This window comes from Flavobacterium panacis (assembly GCF_024649945.1).
Classification (GTDB): Bacteria; Bacteroidota; Bacteroidia; order Flavobacteriales; family Flavobacteriaceae; genus Flavobacterium; species Flavobacterium panacis.
On sequence record NZ_JANKMS010000002.1, the window covers coordinates 538,974 to 558,231 of the forward strand.

At 34.8% G+C, this 19,258-nt stretch carries 11 protein-coding genes; all 11 read right to left on the reverse strand.

Annotation, left to right across the window (positions count from 1 at the left end):
- Positions 1-367: 367 nt before the first annotated feature.
- The 11 genes from NQQ59_RS07340 to NQQ59_RS07390 all read right to left on the reverse strand — a co-directional run bounded on the left by NQQ59_RS07340 (position 368) and on the right by NQQ59_RS07390 (position 18,822).
- The gene (locus NQQ59_RS07340; protein ID WP_257698158.1) at positions 368-2,293 is read right to left on the reverse strand and encodes a glycoside hydrolase family 97 protein; all 1,926 of its coding nucleotides are present in this window, start codon (positions 2,291-2,293) and stop codon (positions 368-370) included.
- A gap of 49 nt (positions 2,294-2,342) precedes the next feature.
- Complete coding sequence (locus NQQ59_RS07345; protein WP_144215002.1) at positions 2,343-3,932, reverse strand: hypothetical protein; 1,590 nt, start codon at positions 3,930-3,932, stop codon at positions 2,343-2,345.
- 43 nt (positions 3,933-3,975) lie between these two features.
- Positions 3,976-5,394, reverse strand: a complete 1,419-nt coding sequence (locus NQQ59_RS07350; RefSeq protein ID WP_144215003.1) for a hypothetical protein — start codon at positions 5,392-5,394, stop codon at positions 3,976-3,978.
- 57 nt (positions 5,395-5,451) lie between these two features.
- Positions 5,452-7,047, reverse strand: coding sequence for a glycoside hydrolase family 43 protein (locus NQQ59_RS07355; protein WP_257698159.1), 1,596 nt, complete (start codon positions 7,045-7,047; stop codon positions 5,452-5,454).
- 78 nt (positions 7,048-7,125) lie between these two features.
- Positions 7,126-8,322, reverse strand: coding sequence for a DUF4861 family protein (locus tag NQQ59_RS07360; protein ID WP_144215005.1), 1,197 nt, complete (start codon positions 8,320-8,322; stop codon positions 7,126-7,128).
- A gap of 24 nt (positions 8,323-8,346) precedes the next feature.
- Positions 8,347-9,786, reverse strand: coding sequence for a glycosyl hydrolase family 28 protein (locus NQQ59_RS07365; RefSeq protein WP_257698160.1), 1,440 nt, complete (start codon positions 9,784-9,786; stop codon positions 8,347-8,349).
- A 181-nt stretch (positions 9,787-9,967) separates the two neighbouring features.
- Complete coding sequence (locus tag NQQ59_RS07370) at positions 9,968-11,095, reverse strand: serine hydrolase domain-containing protein (protein ID WP_144215006.1); 1,128 nt, start codon at positions 11,093-11,095, stop codon at positions 9,968-9,970.
- Positions 11,096-11,203: 108 nt separating this feature from the next.
- On the reverse strand, positions 11,204-12,490 hold the full coding sequence (locus NQQ59_RS07375) for an alginate lyase family protein (protein WP_144215007.1): 1,287 nt from the start codon (positions 12,488-12,490) through the stop codon (positions 11,204-11,206).
- Between the two features lie 149 nt (positions 12,491-12,639).
- Positions 12,640-13,809 (reverse strand): IPT/TIG domain-containing protein, encoded by a 1,170-nt coding sequence (locus NQQ59_RS07380; protein ID WP_144215008.1) that lies wholly within the window; start codon positions 13,807-13,809, stop codon positions 12,640-12,642.
- A 25-nt stretch (positions 13,810-13,834) separates the two neighbouring features.
- Positions 13,835-15,613, reverse strand: a complete 1,779-nt coding sequence (locus NQQ59_RS07385; RefSeq protein WP_144215009.1) for a RagB/SusD family nutrient uptake outer membrane protein — start codon at positions 15,611-15,613, stop codon at positions 13,835-13,837.
- A 17-nt stretch (positions 15,614-15,630) separates the two neighbouring features.
- A complete protein-coding gene (locus NQQ59_RS07390) occupies positions 15,631-18,822 on the reverse strand; it encodes a SusC/RagA family TonB-linked outer membrane protein (RefSeq protein ID WP_257698161.1) in 3,192 nt (1,063 codons plus the stop codon).
- Positions 18,823-19,258 lie beyond the last annotated feature (436 nt).

Genomic DNA, 19,258 nt, shown 5'->3' on the forward strand with positions numbered 1-19,258 from the left:
TTTTAGGAGGATAAATTATAGTTCAAAGAGTATAAATTATAGTTTTATTGACCTATTTATGGCCCATTTAAGCCAGAAACAAAGGCTTTGCTAAAAAAGTTGTTTTTTTATTTAAGATACTGAAACACTATTCTTTAATATGAAGACAAACTATAAACTATAGAATTAAATGATAACACTTCTTGTTGCTTTTAAATTCAACATCGAATGCTAGCTTAACTTTTAATTTAAGGAAAATCATCAGAGTTTTTTTAAAGAATTTACTTTGAAATATTCTCTTTTAAGAGTTTTTAAAAAGCAAAAAGTCGCTCCAAAAATGGTAGCGACTTTTTTTCCTTTCTATAAAAATAAAATTAAATCAGGTACTTTATTTTTTAGGTAATTCACTAATTATAATTGCAACTCCTCCACTGCCTTTTACATTAAAAGAAAGTGTCTCTCCTCCTTTTATAATTTGCTCTTTAACCGCTACTTTGGTACGTGTTTGCACTGTATCATCATCCTGAAAAGTTTTGATATTGTATTTTTTCCCTTTTGTTAGAAAAGCTGTAGGAATTGTAATTTGACGTGATTCTTTGTTTGTTATTGCACCAATAAACCATTCATTTCCTTTTTTACGAGCTACTGTTATAAACTCACCAACTTCACCATTGACCACCTTTGTTTCATCCCATACAGTATGAACTTTATCAAAGAATTCGATTTCTGGTTCTCCTTGATAAAATGAAGGCTGATCATACCAATACAAGAATTGAATTGGACTATAATAGATCACTGATAAAGCTAGTTGATGTGCATGTGTATTTTTAATACGACTGTTGTAATAAGCAATAGTATAGTCTGCTGGACCTGCCAAGAAACGTGTAAATGGTAAAATAGTGTTATGATTCGCATCTGGCATTTCTTCATTACCACCAATACCCTCTTGTGTCATTAAATTAGGATAAGTACGGCTGAATCCTGTAGGACGGTATTCATCATGTATATCTACCATCATTTCATATTCGGCGCATTTTTTAACTGCTTCATGTAACCAAGTTGACCAACGTTGATTTCCTACCTGAACAAATCCAAATTTAATTCCTTTAATTCCCCATTTTTTGTACAATGGTAAAATACTGTCCAGTTGTTGAATTAAAGCTCTTTGATTTACGTATACCCAAACTCCTATTCCTTTGGATGCTGCGTAAGAGGTCAACTCGGGCATATTGAAATCTTTCGTTTCTGAAACCTTAGTGGCATCGGAACTCATTTTCATTTCTGGACCATACCAACTCGCATCTAAATGGATGTATTGCAAACCTCTGTCTACTGCAAAATCAACACACTTTTTAGCATCAGCCTGAGTAAGTTTTGCAACACGAATTACTTTACCCGGCTTAATAAAAGCTGTATTTTTTATTTGATTTTCCGGATTTAAATTCAGTATAATATCATTATTTTCAATTAAATCTGTTGCTTTGTCGGCCACCATAATAACACGCCAAGGAGTAGCATAAGCTGGAATTACATCAACGCTTCCATATAAAGCTGCTTGAATTGTATTCGCTTTTGTTGGATTTAAACTCAGCTTCATACGCGAATAATCAACCATCTGCGCCTCAGCAATCGCAACGGTAAGTTTATTGGGTAGTTTCATCGTTAATGGTCGTTCACTTTGACCTTTCCAGTTTTTAAGAGGAAGTAAATCATATGGTCCTTGCGCCCAAGGTTCGTAATAGGCTAATGTACCTTCAGGCATTGTGAACTGCGTTTGTTCTCCAACAATATGCAGAAAAAGACCATTAGTAGGTTCAGGAAAATAATAACGAAAAGCCACACCTTGATTGTACGCTCGAACCACAACATTCATGAAATAACTTTTATTCTTATCATAACCGTCTGTCAAATTCTTTGGAGTTTCCTGTCCTTTACGAAATGTCAATGTCAATTCATTATAATGGTCTGTAATCGTAGTTTTTTCCCCATAAAGTGGTTTCCAATTTTGATTTACGGTATTTTTAAGAACTCCCGTAAAATTGAGATTTTCTCCCCATACTTTACAAGTGTCGTTAGGTATTCCTAAAGCCGATTCAAAAGTTTGATTTTCAATCAACACTCCTAATTCAGACTCTAAGACTACTGGTTTTCCTTTAAAAGTCAGAGCATAATATAATTGTTTACTAGTAGCTCCCTTTTCTTTTTGATAAAAGGTAAATTCATAGTTACCATCTGGTGACTTTAACTTTTGGAGTGTTTCTTCTATAATTGTTTGTGCAAAAGCTCCTATTTGTACAAAGAAAACTAAGAGCATGAGAGTATATTTTGTACTAATTATTTTCATGTTTATCATGTATTGTTTGTTATTTCATAATAAAAAAATGATGTTCTATCGGTGTTGCTGATTGTAAATCTGTTTGATTTCCATATTGCCAGGCTACCACTGTAACTTTTATTGGGAATTTTGCTTTAGAAGGTATTTTTGAAAAATACAAAGTATTCTCCTTGATGAAAGCGGGACCTTCTTTGACATAGAATTGCACCTTTGCATTTTGATCAGAAACGGCTTTTAATGGCACTGATTTGGATTTTGTAGTAACATCTTTTAAAGCTTCAAATTGAATATTTTGTTCTTTACCTAATTTGTTAAATAAAGGAATTTTGATGTTTACCTGCTGCACTGCACTCTTGTACTGCTTGTCGCCTTTATTATGTGCTATTAACCAAATATCATTACTTCGTTTTGCATTATTAAAGCCTAACTTATCAAAACTAATCTGAAAGGTTGAATCGTTTATCTTCTTCACTGGTCCGCAAATTCTATCCAATTGTAGTTTTGTAATAGCATGTGACGAAACAGACTTAACACGGGATGAATCTGCAAAAAAAGCACTTAAATTAAAAGTGATTCCATCTGCATTGGGTAAAAATTTGGGTTGGAAATTAGCATGATTTTTTAGCGGTTCTACAATTTTTCCGTTTTGTTTAAAACCTATAAATTGTTCTTTTTTGGCTCTTACTTTCGCATAAAATGACTCAGTAGGCCTTGCGAAATTTTCATCAAAAACCCAAGAAGCTGTTGCACGATTCCCTTTGAATTTTTCAAAAGGAGCTGCTGCAGCTTGAGGAATCGAATCTTTTCGCCATTTATCCATTAGCCAGCCCGAACTTGGTTCTACTTGTTTTAGCTTCATTTCGTGTTTTGAAGGAAGTCTATGAATTGCTGCCTCTTCTATATAATCAGCCATGTATTTTACCAACTCGTCTGAATAGTCGAAATGACCGTGACCTGCATCAGCAAACAATGTTATAACACTTTTGGGATGTTGAGCGATGTACTTGTATGCGGGTTGAATTCTAGCTTCCCACCATTCATATTCTCCCATAATAAATAAGGCAGGAATACCCTCTATATTTCGGTTGCCCCAATCTGGATTAGGTTTGCCACTTCCTGTCAAATTACTTTGAGGCGCATCACCATGAATTGAAACTAGAGCCAAAGTACGTTCTGGATTAAATGCAGCATAATTCCATGGAAAACTCGCCATAGCCGAATGTCCAATGGGTACAATTGGCACATGAGCCAACTCCTTATAACCCGAAACCTCAGCTAATGACTGAAAAATACTTTCAACTATTTTATCTTCATTTTTAGAAGTATCATAAGTCCAACTTACTACTGGAGTAACCCAAACTTCGGCAAAACCCAACTCTGCCAAGACTTTTCTAAAATAGGTATGTTCCAAAATTCCTTCTTCCACCATATTGTGTTGACCAAAAACAATTCCTTTCACTTCTTCACAATTTTCAGGAACCCATAAAAAGGCTTGTGGATGGTCGTTTGTTTCTGCTGAAATAGTGGCGTTCACATCTACGCGCCACTGCCATATCTGGCTGTAGCCACTTAAACTTACAAGACTTAAAAAAAATAGTATTTTAAATTTAGTACTCATTCTTTTTTAATTTTCAATTTTACTTGCGTCATCATTTAGATTTCTACCACTTTCCTTTTCCATTCATTTTTTGAGTTTCAGTATTAGTCAACTGTAGTCTGGTCGATGTAATTTCAAGATTTGTGGCCTCATCATTTTTGATTATCAGACTGTGTTCTAAATCATTAATTAAAACAATATTCTCTGTTGCCATTGGTAAAATGGGCGAACTCATTTCTGCATGAGCAGGCATTCCAAATCCCAGCATTATAGGTAATGTTGGCATTTCTGCTTGAGAATTGTTAGTATAAAGTTTTACACGATGGCCTTTCCCGGCAATGGTAGCGATAGTATGTACCAATGACTTCGGCATACCAGGAACTAATTCTAATTCTACATCAGCGCCTACTGTATTTTCTCTAAGATATAGTAATGGTCCAAACTGTATATCTGCTCTGCAATCACGCACCAGTACATTAGAACCTATTAAAAAACCTCTTTCTGTTCCAAAAGCCTGACAACCTTGTAGAATAGTTTGATTTTTAGCGTCATCTGTTCCACCAATTTCAAAACCAGAACGGGTATTTTTGGAGGTACAATTACGAAGTGTTACTTTACCAACTCCGCCATACGTGCGGAAACCATCTTCACATAGGGCTTTTGTATATCCTGGACTAATCATGTAACGACCATCACGGTTTTGATAAACGCTTTGATATTTTAACTTCTCGGCTAAACCACCTGACTCAGCCAACATATCATTAGTCGTACGCATTTCACCTTCTGCATAGCAATCTTCCAAAACCACATTATCAGTAACATGTCCTTGTGTTTGAATGTAAAAACAGTGTCCAAATGCATGACTGTATACTTTACATCGCTTAATGGTATTATTTTTACCTGCGATCATAATTCCACTTTGTTTTTGAAGATTGGTTAGATTTGGTCCGCCTTTTCCAAACAAATCCCCATAACCATAAGTCGAACCACTTACATATAATTTGACATCTTCCAATAGTGTGTTATCTCCAAAAATGGAAAGAATATTACCGTTGCTGCCTATGTTTGTAGGTCCTGTATTTTTAATGGTCAAACCTTTTATCGTATTACCATTTCCGTCAATAAAAATACAACGTGTATAACCGTATGGCAAGATTTTGTACAATTCGGTATTAATTTCAAAAGTAACTCCAGTAAAATCAAAGATGTTATTATTGCCTTTAAAACGCAAGAACCAACGTGGAGGGCGCTTTTGCTGTTCTGTTGTTGCTGGAAGCTCAGATAGCAACTTTGTAATCCTATCTTTAGTTAAATAATCAGCGAGCGAATATACTCCTGGTTTCATTTGAATATTTTGACCATTCTTATTCGCAAGCTGTTCTAAGGCTTCAAGTGTTTCAACTTGTTTTACCTTATTTTGGGCTTGTACCGTAAACACAGTAAGTACTAATAATGCTGCAAAAAGTGATTTTAAATTCCTCATTTTATCCCTATTTTATTATCGTTTAGCAAGTATGTTACTACTTGTATGGTTTGTTGTTTATTTTGTAATTCTGAACCAATCAAAATCGGCGTAACCACCCATGCGTACATCGTTTAGACTTGTGGCAAAGATTCCAATTTTAGCAGCTATCCATAAGTCTTTTTGTGCTTTTACAGGTCTGCCTATTTCAATAAAATCTGTACCATTATCACTATAACTAAACTGGCAATTTGCATCAGGTGCTGTTACTGTCATTCGTAATTGTATTTCATTTGATACTAGAGGTTTTTCGGCTACTACTTTTTCTGCTTCACCACTTATTGCATTTTCCGCAATAACTTGTTGCACCCAATATTGATCATCATGAAAAGCAATAGCCACATAGGCATATGATTGTCCCATAAGCAATAATCCTGCTTTTTTACCCGACGTATTCCATTCGGTAGTCAACTTTACTTTTGTGGTTGCCGTAAAATTTGGAGCTGGTAATTTTTGTAAAAGCAAGTTCGGCACATTCCATAAATTAGGCTCGTTCTTTAGGCTAATAGCAAACAGACGCAGGTAATTTGTTCCTGGAATTTGTGCACTCCATTTTACAGAACCATTTGCATACCATTGCCATTGCAAACCTGGTTTTCCATTGTTGAATTCATCACTTTCAACTGGATTAACTATAACTGATTTTAGTTTAGAGAAAGGTTTACTATAACTTGCAACAGGTTCACCAATCCCATTATTATCAAAGTCTTTACCTATTACAGGCCAATTGTCTTTCCAATTCATTGGCTGTAAATGTAAAACTCTGCCATAAACCCCTTGATCCTGAAAATGCAAAAACCAAGAATTATTATCTGGACTAGTAACCCAAGCTCCCTGATGAGGCCCATTTACTTTTGTACTCCCTTGTTCCAAAACTACTTTATCTTCATAAGGTCCATAAATATTTTTAGAACGCATCGCTACCTGCCACCCATTTTCAACACCTCCTGCCGGTGCTAGAATATAATAATATCCTTCTTTTTTGTACAATTTGGGACCTTCCATAGTATGATGTTTATCGTGACCATCGAACACATTTTGTCCTTCATCCACAACTTTGGTTCCTTCCGAATTCATTTTGTTGATGATCAATATACTATTTACACCGGCACGACTGCCTGCCCAAGCATGTATTAAATACGCATTGTCATTTTCCCAAAATGGACAAGGGTCAATAATTCCTTTGCCTTCCATAACTAAAATAGGATTGTCCCATTTTCCGTAAATATCTTTGGTTTTGACCATATATACGCCATAATCTGGATCTCCCCAATAAATATAAAATTCATTTTTATGAAAACGAATTGCTGGAGCCCAAACACCTTTACTGTGTTGTGGTATATTAAATACTTCTTCAGGTACTTGTTTTTGCAATGCATAATTGATGATTTCCCAATTAACTAAATCGGTAGAATGCAAAATAGGCAGACCAGGAGTACAATTGAAACTACTGGCTGTCATATAATAATGATTTCCTACCCGAATCACATCAGGATCGGAATAATCGGCATATAAAATAGGATTATTATAAGTGCCATCCCCCTTGTCTGATTGCCAAACCTGAGAAACATACGGTTTTTCATTCTGTATTGCATCTTTCTTCTGAGCATTCATTTTTACAACGAAAAGAAATAGCAATAAAAGAGAACTGTATTTTAAATGTTGCATTGTAATAATCTATGGTATTTGTAATTAATTAACCTTTACTTGCAAAGGGCTTTGAATTATTTGGGCTTGTTTGTTAAGCATTTCATCCCATTGTGTTACTTCATTTACCTGTTTACTACCTGTCCAGACAAAACCAGCATAAAAAGTGATTTTTTGCGACGGATTGGCTACAATCAACAAATTACTTTGATCGGGTGTTGTTGAGTTGTTAGCAAATGCCTTGGTAACTAATTCCGGATTTATCACAATTCCTTCTCCTAAAAAAGTTTTATCAATAGGCTCCCAATGACGGAACCAACCTTTGGTTTTGTTTATATTGACTTCACCTTTTTTGTCATGTAGTGTGATTCCAATTGTATAATTTGGAAAATGTTCTTTTGCTTTTAAAGTGATATCGAACTTTGAAAAATTAGAATCTAAATCTAATGAAATACGTTTCGTTTCCTTAATTTGATATTGACTCCATGGTGCATAATTTAATTCAAAAATAGTGCGTAATGGTCCGTTAGCTATAATTTTATAATTGATATAATTTTTACCTACTTGTAAACTATCATTTACCCAAACTCCTGATCCGCCTGTACCGCGACTAGCTCCTACATGATAAGGGTCATATCCTTCGCCATGATCGATATGATAATAACCTGCTTCTTTCACATTTTTAGCATACCAATCATCAATAATAGAATAGTCAACTTTTTTAAGCCAAAGATCTATTCCACTTGAAAGCGTGCCTCCTTCATTGCCTTCTTCTACTAATTGCTGTGCTACAGGTCCATACGCTCTAAAAGCTACTTTGTTATTTTCCCATGCATAATCGTCGATACGTTCTGGCACAAAGCGAGAATAAGCCACTGCTTTTGATTGTGGTATTTTGACTGTATCAATCAGTACTACAAAATCGGCTACACTTTTTGCTTGTACCTCAGCTTGAAAAAGTAATTCATCACCTTTACCATCTTTATCATAATCAATCCATTGTGTTGTAAGTAATTGGTCGGTAGCTTTTACTTTTACACGAATGTTTTTTTCAGAATTATTTTTTAATAATTTTTCTAATTGATTGCGTTTTATGGTAACAATTTCTTTTCTATTAAAGTCTAAATTATTTTTAACCGCTATTTCAATTTCTTTTGATTTACTTGTGTTACAACTTATAAAAGAAGAAGCCACAATAACGCAACTGATAAGGCCCAGAGTAACTTGAGAACGTATTTTCATATTTCGTTTTATTGATTTAATTTTTTAATTTTTGAAGACTACTTCTTCTACATGTTCTCCTATGAAAAAGTTGGCCATATCGGATGTTTTATACCATTTGGGCTTACCTTGCATAGTATCATGAATTAAAACCCCATTAATTTTAAGGTTTTCGAATACTACATTTTTTATTTTTCTTTGTTCGTTATAACCTGCAATGATCGAAGTACTGGCATTTTTACCTGAATACTCAATATTTCTGAATATCACATTTTCGATACCATTACCAGGAGCTGTACAATATTTTGCATTATAAAAAACTCGAAGATTTACCAATTGACCTTCTCTAAAATCTTCTATTCTAATATTTTCAAAAAGAACATTTTTAGCAGTATTATTATCTCCTACATTGATACTTAGGCAACCCTGATAATCTTGTTGTTTTTCTTTGTGATCTAAAATGTCAATATTGCTATAACTTAAATTTTCAAGTAGTTCAGGATTTTCACTATTTCCATGTGTACCGATTAAGATCGGATGACCTACATCGGCCCACAAGGTGCTGTTTTTCATAGTAATATTTTGGCAACCTCCTTTGAAACCTTTTCGAGTACCATATACGGTAGTACAATCATCTGATGAACGGATGAAAACCTTGTTAAACCGGACATTATTACTAGCCATAACATTCATTCCATCACCCCAGCCAAAAAAACTGATTGTTTTTACATTTTCAATATCCACCTGATCAGATCCTCCAGTTAAACATTGCGAAGCAAAAACACCCTCTACTTTAATATTCTTAGAGTTTGCAATATGAATTCCCAGTTTAATTTCCTGATCTACCATACCACGACCACAAATCGTGACATTGGATACGCTGTCTAAAGCTATTCTTCCTTTTAAGATCGCTCCTCCAGCCAAATACACTATTTTATTGGACTGAACATTTAACTGTTGATTAGGAATTTCATGTATACCAGGACCAAAATAAATTACATTCTGATCGGTTGGTTTTGGTGGATTAACTTCTAATGGATTTGCGAAAAGATGCAAATTGTGAAAAATATCATTATTGAATTCGATAGATAGATTGACTGCACGATTCAGGATAAAGTTCATTGTATTTCCTTTCACTTTTGAAGAAATATTGCATGCCAAAGGTCTAATGCGTGATTGATTGATTTTGGCCTTTGTAGCTTTTACTTCCACCTCAACAGTACCAGAAAAGTCAAAAGAAACTAATGCAGCTGTTTGTACCGAATGCCCCGTACCCACTACCTGATCTACTTTCAAATTATAAACAAAAACATCCAGCCACTTACCTCCCGGTTTTCTAACTTTTACAGTGAAATCTGAATTTTTATCTACTTTATCTGGTGACGGATATACCACTATACTATCTTTAGTTACAGCAAACAACTGCATTGTAATCAAAAAGAAGAAAATAGTGAGTTGGGTGTTATGTTTCAAAATTTTATTCATGTAATTCATTTTTAAATTTCTTTCTATTGAAAGTTAATTCTAGTTCGTAACTTGTTTCAATGTTAATGAGAAATAGAAACTTTGCCCATTACTTATTGTGCAAAGAGTATAAATTATGATGCTTTTTGTTCTTTAGCTCAGAAAATACCTTCTTAACTACTTATACCCCATATTTACCTCTCTATTTTTTAGATAAAGCTGCCTTTTTATAAACATCACGAATCATAATTGCTAAAACAGGACTACTATAAAAAGATGAAAAACCTGCCTTATTGGCTTTCGTTACGTTAACATGGGTAATAAAAAAACCATACGTACTAGTCGTTTTATCAATCCAAGGATAAGCTCCTGCCCAACTTGGACTACTGATTAGAATAGCATTCCCTTTTTCATCAAGCTCTTCTCTCCATTCCCCTAGTCCATAAATACCTTTATGTTTTTCTGCTCTTACTCGTTGCACATATTCGTCATTACCCACAAAAGCATTTTTAACTTGATCTGCCTGCATTTCTGCGATAGATGCTTTACTTAAAATTTGCTTGCCTTGGTAATTACCTTCATGAGCAATCATATCTAAAAAGTGCATATAATCTACAACCGTACTTCGAGCACCACCACCCAACATAGGACTATGACCTCCTTCATCGTTTACTGGCACAAAGTGTGTATTTTTCATTCCCAACGGAAAGGCAATATTTTCTAAAAACAGATTTTCGAAATCTTTACCTGTAGCTAACTCCGCCATTCTACCCGCTACTTGCATGGCCAATCCACCGTAACTAAATTGTGTTCCTGGTTGGCTAGTTGCTGGCAAATTGACAATATGCTCGACAGATTCTTTCAAAGTTTGGTAATTATCGGTTACGGAATCTTTAGGTTGATAATCAGGAAAACCAGAAGTATGAGATAAAAGTTGTGTTAAAGTAGCTTCTCCTTTAGAATCCTTAAATTCTGGCAGCCATTTATTGACTTTATCGTCCCATGAAAGGTTTGTTTTTTCGACAACTGCTGCAATGGTAGCCGCGGCAAGCCATTTACCCGCCGAAGCAATAAAAACCTGAGTTTCTTTGGTATAATTGCCATAACATTTTTTAAATACAACACTGTCATTTTTGGCAACCATAATGGCGGCGCCTGAATAATAACTACTATCAATCCAGGTTTGAATCTTGTTTTCAATATTCGAAAAATCATATTTTTTATGTGATTTTTCGATTCTTGATTTATTAAAAATGGACTGACAACCAAGCATTATTACAAGCATACTAACTGCAAGATGTCTATTTTTAAAAGCAGTGCTTATTGCCATTTTATTTCACTTTAATACTTCCTAAAAATTCTAAAACACGTTCTAAATTATAAATACCCGTAAAACAAACCATGCTGTCTACGGGTATCTATTCATTTCCCTATAGTATTATCTTGAATACAATAATGTACCAAAACCTAAATCATCGTAACCTCCACTATTAGGATCATACTCGCCGCTACCTCCTTCCGGATAAGCTAAATCTTTCGCCATTTTTATGTATCTGGCTTTAATCCCTTTTTTTACTGTATAATAGTTGTAGATTCTTTCCCAAGCAGGTCTAATTTGACCACGAGCTGCATCATCTGCGGCTGCTGTATGGGTGATGTTATCACAGTTTGTGTATTTATTAAATGGGACTGCTAACCTGGCATAATTAAACTTAGCCTCATATTCTGCTCCTTTAAGAATCAGATTATCTTTGTATCCGTAAACATCCAGTCCTTGGGTTTCTGCCATTTGAGCAATTGTTCCCAATAAACCAACTACCATAAGAGCATGTCCCTGATCACGACCAGCTTCCTGAATTTGCCCTAAATCGATGTCATCATTAGCACTTTTTGGATGTACATAGTTAATAGCTTTAATCAATTGACCATTACCGGCACCTCTCATTAAATAATTAATTACATAAGTGTATTTTTCAACATCATCATTTAATACAGCAATTGACATAATAGAAGCCAGGTTACATAAATCCCAGTTAGCCCAATAATGTGAAGAACAGGTATTATAATGTGTTTGCAAGAAATCATAATTTACTGGATAGAAAACATCTAACATCCATTTTTTAAATTTTGTTAAATCGGCAGCATTCCAACCCGAATAATCACGCATAATTTCGGCAGCATTAGCAAATTGGTATCCATAAATACCAGCTCCTAGAGCTTTGTTTGAATCACCACTGATTCTTGTACAAGTAGCTGCCCAAGCATTTAATATTTGAATAGATTTATTTGCATAAGCCACATCTCCAGTTATTTTCCAACGTATCGCTGTAAGATAAGCCGCATGTGCATCATTCATGGCTGTAGAATAATTGTCTGATGCTGGTTCTTCCTTAGAACCTCCTCCTCTGATTAAAGTAGCTACCGGACCTTTCATTACATAAGTAGAAGAGGCATGGCTATTACCAATCATTTTATTATAACCAGACAGCCAAGGATCTACATTGTTAGCTACATTGGTTTTCATACGATCAAAATCTTCTTTTGAATGCAATAATCCAGGGTGCACAAACTTCATATTAGCAGGAACAGTAATATCTTCTGAAGCATTTGCCTGATCATCTTTATCATCTTTAGGCAAGCCATAATCGTAAGAACAGGCTACAAAGGCAATAGAACCAAGTAACGCCCAAACAAATTTGTTTTTTGTTGATTTTATTTTTTTCATATACTTATTTTTTAATAGGTATTGCTATTTAATTTCTTTAGTAACCTAGGTTCACTTGTTAGAAATGGCAACAGCAACACAAAATAATTTACTTAAATGGTATACCAACCAAATAGTAAAAGCTACTATCTGGTTAGTTAACTCCAATTTTATAAGCCAAGAAAAGCTTTTAGTTCGGCTTGATTTTTAAATGTACGAATCCAATCTACTTCATAGCCTGTTTCTGCACCTACGATATCGGCTATTTTGAACTGTCTGGTTGTGAGTTCTGTTAAGGTTGTATAATCTGCAGACAAATCGTAATAAATCACATTCTGAGCCATCAGGTCAGTTTTGTATTTATTATTTCCAAGATTGGCGCTACCTGTTGGAAGAGGATCAATAATGATATTCCCTGTTCCTGGTTTAGCAGCTCCTGTACCCGTAAAAGCAATTTTCATAGCAAGTATTGGATATTCTGGAGCTTGTACATATTTAGCTTTAGTGGTTCCTCCTGGAGAAGGAAATACTCCATTCATAATAGTATACAAATCGGCACGGCGCTTACTGGCAGTTGTACCTAATTGAGTTGGATCAAAAGTTACCTTTAATTTACCATCTTCTATTTTATAAGATGCATTTTGAGCTGGCAACCATTGTGGATCTGTTGGATCATCAAACTCAAAAATATACTTCCCTTTAGGAGGTGCTATTACAGTTAATGAAGGTCCTGTAATAATTTGGTCTCCTAACCAAACCCTTACTTTACCAGTAGCAGCACCTTTCGGAACTATAACATTAATTTGAGTATCTGAAACAGAAACGGGCTTAACAGAGAAAGCATCTATAGTCAAATCATTTGAAAATTTAACCGTTACTTTTGAAAGATCAGTACCAAAACCTTTACCAGTAATTACCACTAAATCTCCCACATTCACAGAATTTGGAGCAATTCCAGTTATGGTTCCGCCCGTTTGATATTGAAAATCAGCCGTAATAGCAGAATTCGTCCATACTTTTACTGTAATTGGCCCAGTTCCTGCATTTTGAGGAACACGTACCTGAACAGAAGTATCTGTATAACTGATAATTTCTGTAGCTTCTACACCATTAAAATAAATTTTTGCTGCTTTAACGTATTGACCAAAGTTGGCACCTGTTAAAGTAACAATGTTTCCAGAAGTCCCTGAAGTGGGAGAAACCGAACTTACTGTTACCGCAGGATATGTAACCAATGGATCTCCTACGAATTCTCTTTCCTGGTCACTACAAGAAGTAATAAATAGTATACTTACGAATGCTGCGACTGCTTTTATATTGTTTTTTATAATTTGCTTCATTTTGAATACATTTAGAAGTTCCTAATTAATAACCTGGATTCTGTACCAATTTCCCATTCAATTGTATTTGTGTTAAAGGAACAGGAAACAAATAATGTTTACGTTGAAAATTTCTATTGGATATCGGATCTAACAGCAACGCTCTAAGGTTTCCTTTTCCAGTAGCCACACTAATTTCGCCGTAGGGATATGAAGTTGGTTTGTATAAATTGGTATTTCCCTCATAATCGGTTCCCTGAATAACAGACCCCACAATTGGTTGGTTTAATTCTTGCTCAGCAATACCCCAACGTTTTAAGTCGTCATAACGTGAATTTTCACCAAACAACTCGATGGCTCTTTCCCTTCTTAATTCATCCTGCATATTTAAACCATTGGCTGCAACAAAAGCATTGGTCAATGCAGGTAATCCAGCTCTTTGACGAAGTAAATTGATTGACTCATTTAATTCTGAATCGCTAATAGCTCCGTTTAATTCGAATAAAGCTTCTGCATAAATAAGATATACCTCAGCCAATCGAATCTGCGCAAAATCAGGTGATTCTGTATTTGCGGCTCTGTAGGTACCATATTTATAAGAACGAAATTTTCTGTTGGCGTAACCTGATCCACTGTCTCCACCTGGTCCAAATAATTTAATTGATCCCTGAGCTGGAGCTGCATCAGTATTTGCATCTACAAAATAGGACGTCAGTCTGTAATCTCTGTTCTTATATTCATCTTGCACATGCTGATAGCCTTGAAACAAAGGTGATTTGTTTACAGGAAGACCATCACTGCATAAAAACATATCCATAAATTTACGTGAAGGCGCCAATCTTGAAGAAACTGTATGACTCAAATTAATCCCTCCCTGTAACAAACCAAAATCATATTTACTATACAAGATAAATTCTTTGTTTGTTGTTTTATCTAAACCTGCAGGGTTAGAACCAGCATCTTCTAAATTGAATAAATAACACATACTGAAGTTATTGAGCTGTGTATTGTAATTCCAAAGCTGGTAACCTCCGCTAGTCATTACTTCTTTTGCTAATGCAATTGCTTCTTGCAAATAAGTATTTGTGTTAGAAGACGCTTCTGCCGAACCTGCACCAGATGAATTACCATCACCATCTGTAGTATTACCTACATATTTTTCCCAAGTAGCTTCGTATAATAAAACACGTGCCTTAAAAGCTTTAGCTGCCCAATTACTTAGATGTCCTTTATCGGCACCTGAAATGTTTTGTTCAGTAGGCAAATTCGGAATTGCCTCATCTAAATCTTTAAGAATTTGTTTCATCACTTCGTAACGACTGTTACGTTTTCCATACAATACGTCATTGTTTATATCTACTACCGTAGTTACGATAGGTACGCCTCCAAATCGTTTTAGTAAAAAAAAGTGATGCCAGGCTCTAAAAAATTTTGCTGCTGCTACATATTGTGCAATCGCCGTTTTATCGCCCGAATATTGATCAGCTGCTTTTAATAAAATATTGTTGGCTCTAATATATTTATATGGATTTGTCCAGTAAATATCTGAATTGGCTGCTATTGTATTACCACGACCTTCTTCCTGTGCTAATGAAGTAAGATCGGTCCCGAAGTCCATAAAAGAAAATACACTGCTGCTATTAATCGGTTTCCAACTGATCATTTTATTATAAAAATCATTAGAAGCCGCTTTAAAATCTGCTGTTGATCTAAAATAAGAAGCTTCAGTTTGTGCATCTAAAGGATCTAATTCTAGGTAATCATCTTGACAACTCGAAAACAATAATACTGAAGACAGCATTAAGGTTAATATATTATTTTTCATATTCGTCATTTTAATAATTAAAAGGAAACATTAAGACCAATTGCCAATGTTCTGGTAAAAGGATAAATCGTATTTGAACTATCTCCATATTCTGGATCGTAGCCATCTTTCACTTTAGAAAATTCAAACAAATCATTTCCTGAAAAATAGATTCTGAATTTATCAATTGGGAAATTTCCAATTTTCAAGTCGTCTAGAGTATAACCAACGATTAAAGATTTTAATCTCACATATTGGTTGTTTTGTAAAGCGAAGTCATTACTTGCCCAGTTCCAAGCAGCTCTAGTTGTATTGGCCGTCATTCTAGGATATTCAGCATCCGTATTCGTTTCTGTCCAAGTCTTTCCTATAAAAGCCGTAGTCTGGCTACCATATAATGTGTTAAATGGGTAGGAAAGGAAACCTGTTCTTAGAACGTTTTGTTGCAACATTCCTTGGAAGAAAATAGACGTATCAAACTTGCCATAGGTTCCACTTAAATTAAGTCCATAAACATAATGTGCTTGTGTATCTCCCATAAACTTTACATCTTTCACATCAATTTGTCCATCTTTATTTAAGTCTACTCTTTGAGTATCTCCAGGACGCAATGCATTAACCCCAGCCGGTAGTGCTCCATTATTATTATTTGCTGCATAATAAGCATCTACTTCTGCTTGATCTTTAAATAAATTTGTGGTTTCATATAAGAAAATTGGATTCAATGGATAGCCTAAAACGCCATTGGTATTCACTCCATTCGTAATAGCTGTTGCATTTTCTTTCTTCAATAAAATGTTTCGACTATCTCCCATATTAGCGGCAATACTATATTTGAATTTTCCTATTTGACCTCTGTAGCCTAGAGTCGCTTCCCATCCTTTTGTTTCCAATTCACCTGCATTCGTTTTTGGAGCTGTTCCTCCCAAAACATCTGGATAAATAACATTGGTCAACATTCCGTTGTTTCTTTTCTTATATCCATCAAATGAACCGAAGAGTTTTTTGTTAAAGAAACTAAAGTCAACTCCAAATGTATTCATCGCTACTCGTTCCCATGAAATATCATTAGAAGTAATACCTGCTATTGAACTAGCGGTTTGTAAAGCTGCTGTAGAACCAAAAAGTGCACTTCCATTATTAATATTAGATACATAACTATAATTACTAATTCCTGATTGTGATCCCATTTCACCATAAGAATATCTTAATTTCAGATAACTTAAAGGTTTTAGTTTTTTCATAAAGCCTTCTTCTGTCACTACCCATCCTGCCTGAACACCACCGAAATTGCTCCATTTGTTTCCTTCGCCAAACTTAGAAGAACCATCACGTCTCCAGCTTCCTTCAATTAAGTATTTATTTTTATATCCATAATTAACTCTGGCTAAATAAGAATATAAACCATTATGTCCACGGCCGCCTGTAGCTTCGACTTTTTCTTCAATAGATCCCATATTCAGATCGTACACTCCGTTGTCAATAAAGCCTTTTCTGTAACCATACAATCTGGTATCTTCAGTCTTCTCAGCTGTTATTCCTAATAATCCTCCAATACTATGGTCTCCAAATTGTTTTTCATAATTTAAAAAACCTCCATAATTTTGATACGTTATTTGTTTATCTTCTTGTCTGATTGAAGAAGCAGAATTTACTGATTCTGGCGCTAAATCTCCATACCAGCTATATTGCGGTACAGTTATATCATATCTTAGGTTAGTATAAAAATCTTTACTATACGCAACCTTGGTCTGAAATGATAAACCTTTATATAATTTAAAAGTAGCCGACAAATTCATCATAATCTGATCTCTTGTCGTTTGATCTCTTCCTCCGTCAACTGTTGCAGCCACACTATTACGGTTTCCTGCAATATTAAAGTTGGCATACCACTGTCCGTATGGATTTCTAGATGGAAAAAAAGGCGGATCTTGTGCTAATGAACTGTCCAAACCAGTAGAAGGAGAAGACAAATCATATTTTAAATACGACATATTGGTTTCTAAGTTCAACCAATTATTAACTTTATAATCGTAGTTTAAACGAATATTATATTGTTTTTTTCCGTCGTAAGCCGTTTGCAAAGCTCCCATATCTTCTGAATATCCATAGGAAACTCGGTAATTGGTGTTTTCAGTTCCTCCTGAAATACTTCCGTTACTGAATGTAGAAACAGAACTACCGAACATTTCATCGTAACGAGGTGCATTTGCAATGTAAACATCTCCCCAATACAATGTCGAATATATTCCTGCGTGACCTGACTGCATCAATTGTAAATTTTCTTTAGATTGCCAGCCCCAGTAATTGGCTTGCGCCCCATCTTCCTTTGCTGCATCCAACCAAATTGTGGCATACTGTTGCATTGTTGGCGATTGTGGTCGAATCCCTAAAGTGTTTATTCTGGTTGTAGTAGACAAATCAATTTTCATTTTACCAGACTTCCCTTTTTTAGTAGTAACCATAATTACTCCATTAGAAGATCGGGAACCGTATAAAGCTGCAGAAGCATCTTTTAATACTGTTACAGACTGAATGTCATCTGGGTTCATATTATAAAAAGCCTCGTTATTTATTGCTGGAGTTCCGTCGATTACAATTAATGGAGAACCACCGTTGATGGATGTCGCTCCACGAATTTGCATATTAATAGCTTCTCTTCCTGGTCTTGAAGAACTTCTAGTTACTACTAATCCTGGAGTTTCTCCCTGCAAAGACAAAACAGGGTTGGTTATCGCTCTATCCTGGAATGTTTTTGCTGTAACAGTTTCTATCGAACCCGTAGAAGTTACTTTCTTTTGAGTACCATAGGCTACGACAATTACCTCATCTAATTTCTTTTGATCTGCAACTAATGATACATTAATTACCGATTTACCAGCAACTGAAATTTCCTGATTTTGATATCCAATAAAGCTAAAAACTAAAATGGAATCTGAAGAAGGGACACTAATAGTAAAATTTCCATCGAAGTCTGTAGTGGTACCTTGGCTGGTGCCTTTAATCATAACGTTAGCTCCAGGGCAGCCTAAATTATCTTCAGCAGTTACTACCTTCCCCTTAATTATTATCTGCTGCGTTGCAATATCCAACTCAGCTGTTTCTATCATTCCAATCTTTCCCTTTTCTAAAGCGAATGATTGGGAAGAAATGCAAACTAACATCGAACAAAGCAGAGCAGGCTTTAGTCGATTGATTAAGTTTGTTTTATTTAAAACAAGTTTATTCATTTTGATTTGTTTTGGTCGTTGATAATTAGTTTAAGTTTTTTAATGCTATAATTTTTAAGCAAGTTTAAATTTCATAAATACATTTTTAATGGTTAATAATTTTAATACTCGTAATTCTAAATCGAAATAATTATTAAATCGAAATAATTATTAAATCGACAAAATCGAACAATGCAATATTAAAAAATGGTTAACCTCAAGTGTATAAACCATGATTCAAAGAGTATAAATTATGATTCAATATCGTGCAATCCCTTACAAACAAAAGGATTACATCTCCATTTTCTCTATAATGATTATACTATTTTTATACTGTTTAAAAAATTACAATCAGACTTTCATGGCCAATGTTTTACCAATAAACCATACTTCTCCTATCTCTCAAGAAGACAAAAAAAATCCGATTTGACTAAAAAATCGGATTTATAAATTGAGT

Bases quoted from the DNA above. Each gene is read 5' to 3' on its own strand.
- NQQ59_RS07355 (WP_257698159.1), bottom strand. From the start codon at position 7,047: ATGAATGCTCAGAAGAAAGATGCAATACAGAATGAAAAACCGTATGTT.
- NQQ59_RS07365 (WP_257698160.1), bottom strand. From the start codon at position 9,786: ATGAATAAAATTTTGAAACATAACACCCAACTCACTATTTTCTTCTTT.
- NQQ59_RS07390 (WP_257698161.1), bottom strand. From the start codon at position 18,822: ATGAATAAACTTGTTTTAAATAAAACAAACTTAATCAATCGACTAAAG.
- NQQ59_RS07360 (WP_144215005.1), bottom strand. From the start codon at position 8,322: ATGAAAATACGTTCTCAAGTTACTCTGGGCCTTATCAGTTGCGTTATT.
- NQQ59_RS07385 (WP_144215009.1), bottom strand. From the start codon at position 15,613: ATGAAAAATAATATATTAACCTTAATGCTGTCTTCAGTATTATTGTTT.
- NQQ59_RS07340 (WP_257698158.1), bottom strand. From the start codon at position 2,293: ATGCTCTTAGTTTTCTTTGTACAAATAGGAGCTTTTGCACAAACAATT.
- NQQ59_RS07380 (WP_144215008.1), bottom strand. From the start codon at position 13,809: ATGAAGCAAATTATAAAAAACAATATAAAAGCAGTCGCAGCATTCGTA.
- NQQ59_RS07375 (WP_144215007.1), bottom strand. From the start codon at position 12,490: ATGAAAAAAATAAAATCAACAAAAAACAAATTTGTTTGGGCGTTACTT.
- NQQ59_RS07350 (WP_144215003.1), bottom strand. From the start codon at position 5,394: ATGAGGAATTTAAAATCACTTTTTGCAGCATTATTAGTACTTACTGTG.
- NQQ59_RS07345 (WP_144215002.1), bottom strand. From the start codon at position 3,932: ATGAGTACTAAATTTAAAATACTATTTTTTTTAAGTCTTGTAAGTTTA.
- NQQ59_RS07370 (WP_144215006.1), bottom strand. From the start codon at position 11,095: ATGGCAATAAGCACTGCTTTTAAAAATAGACATCTTGCAGTTAGTATG.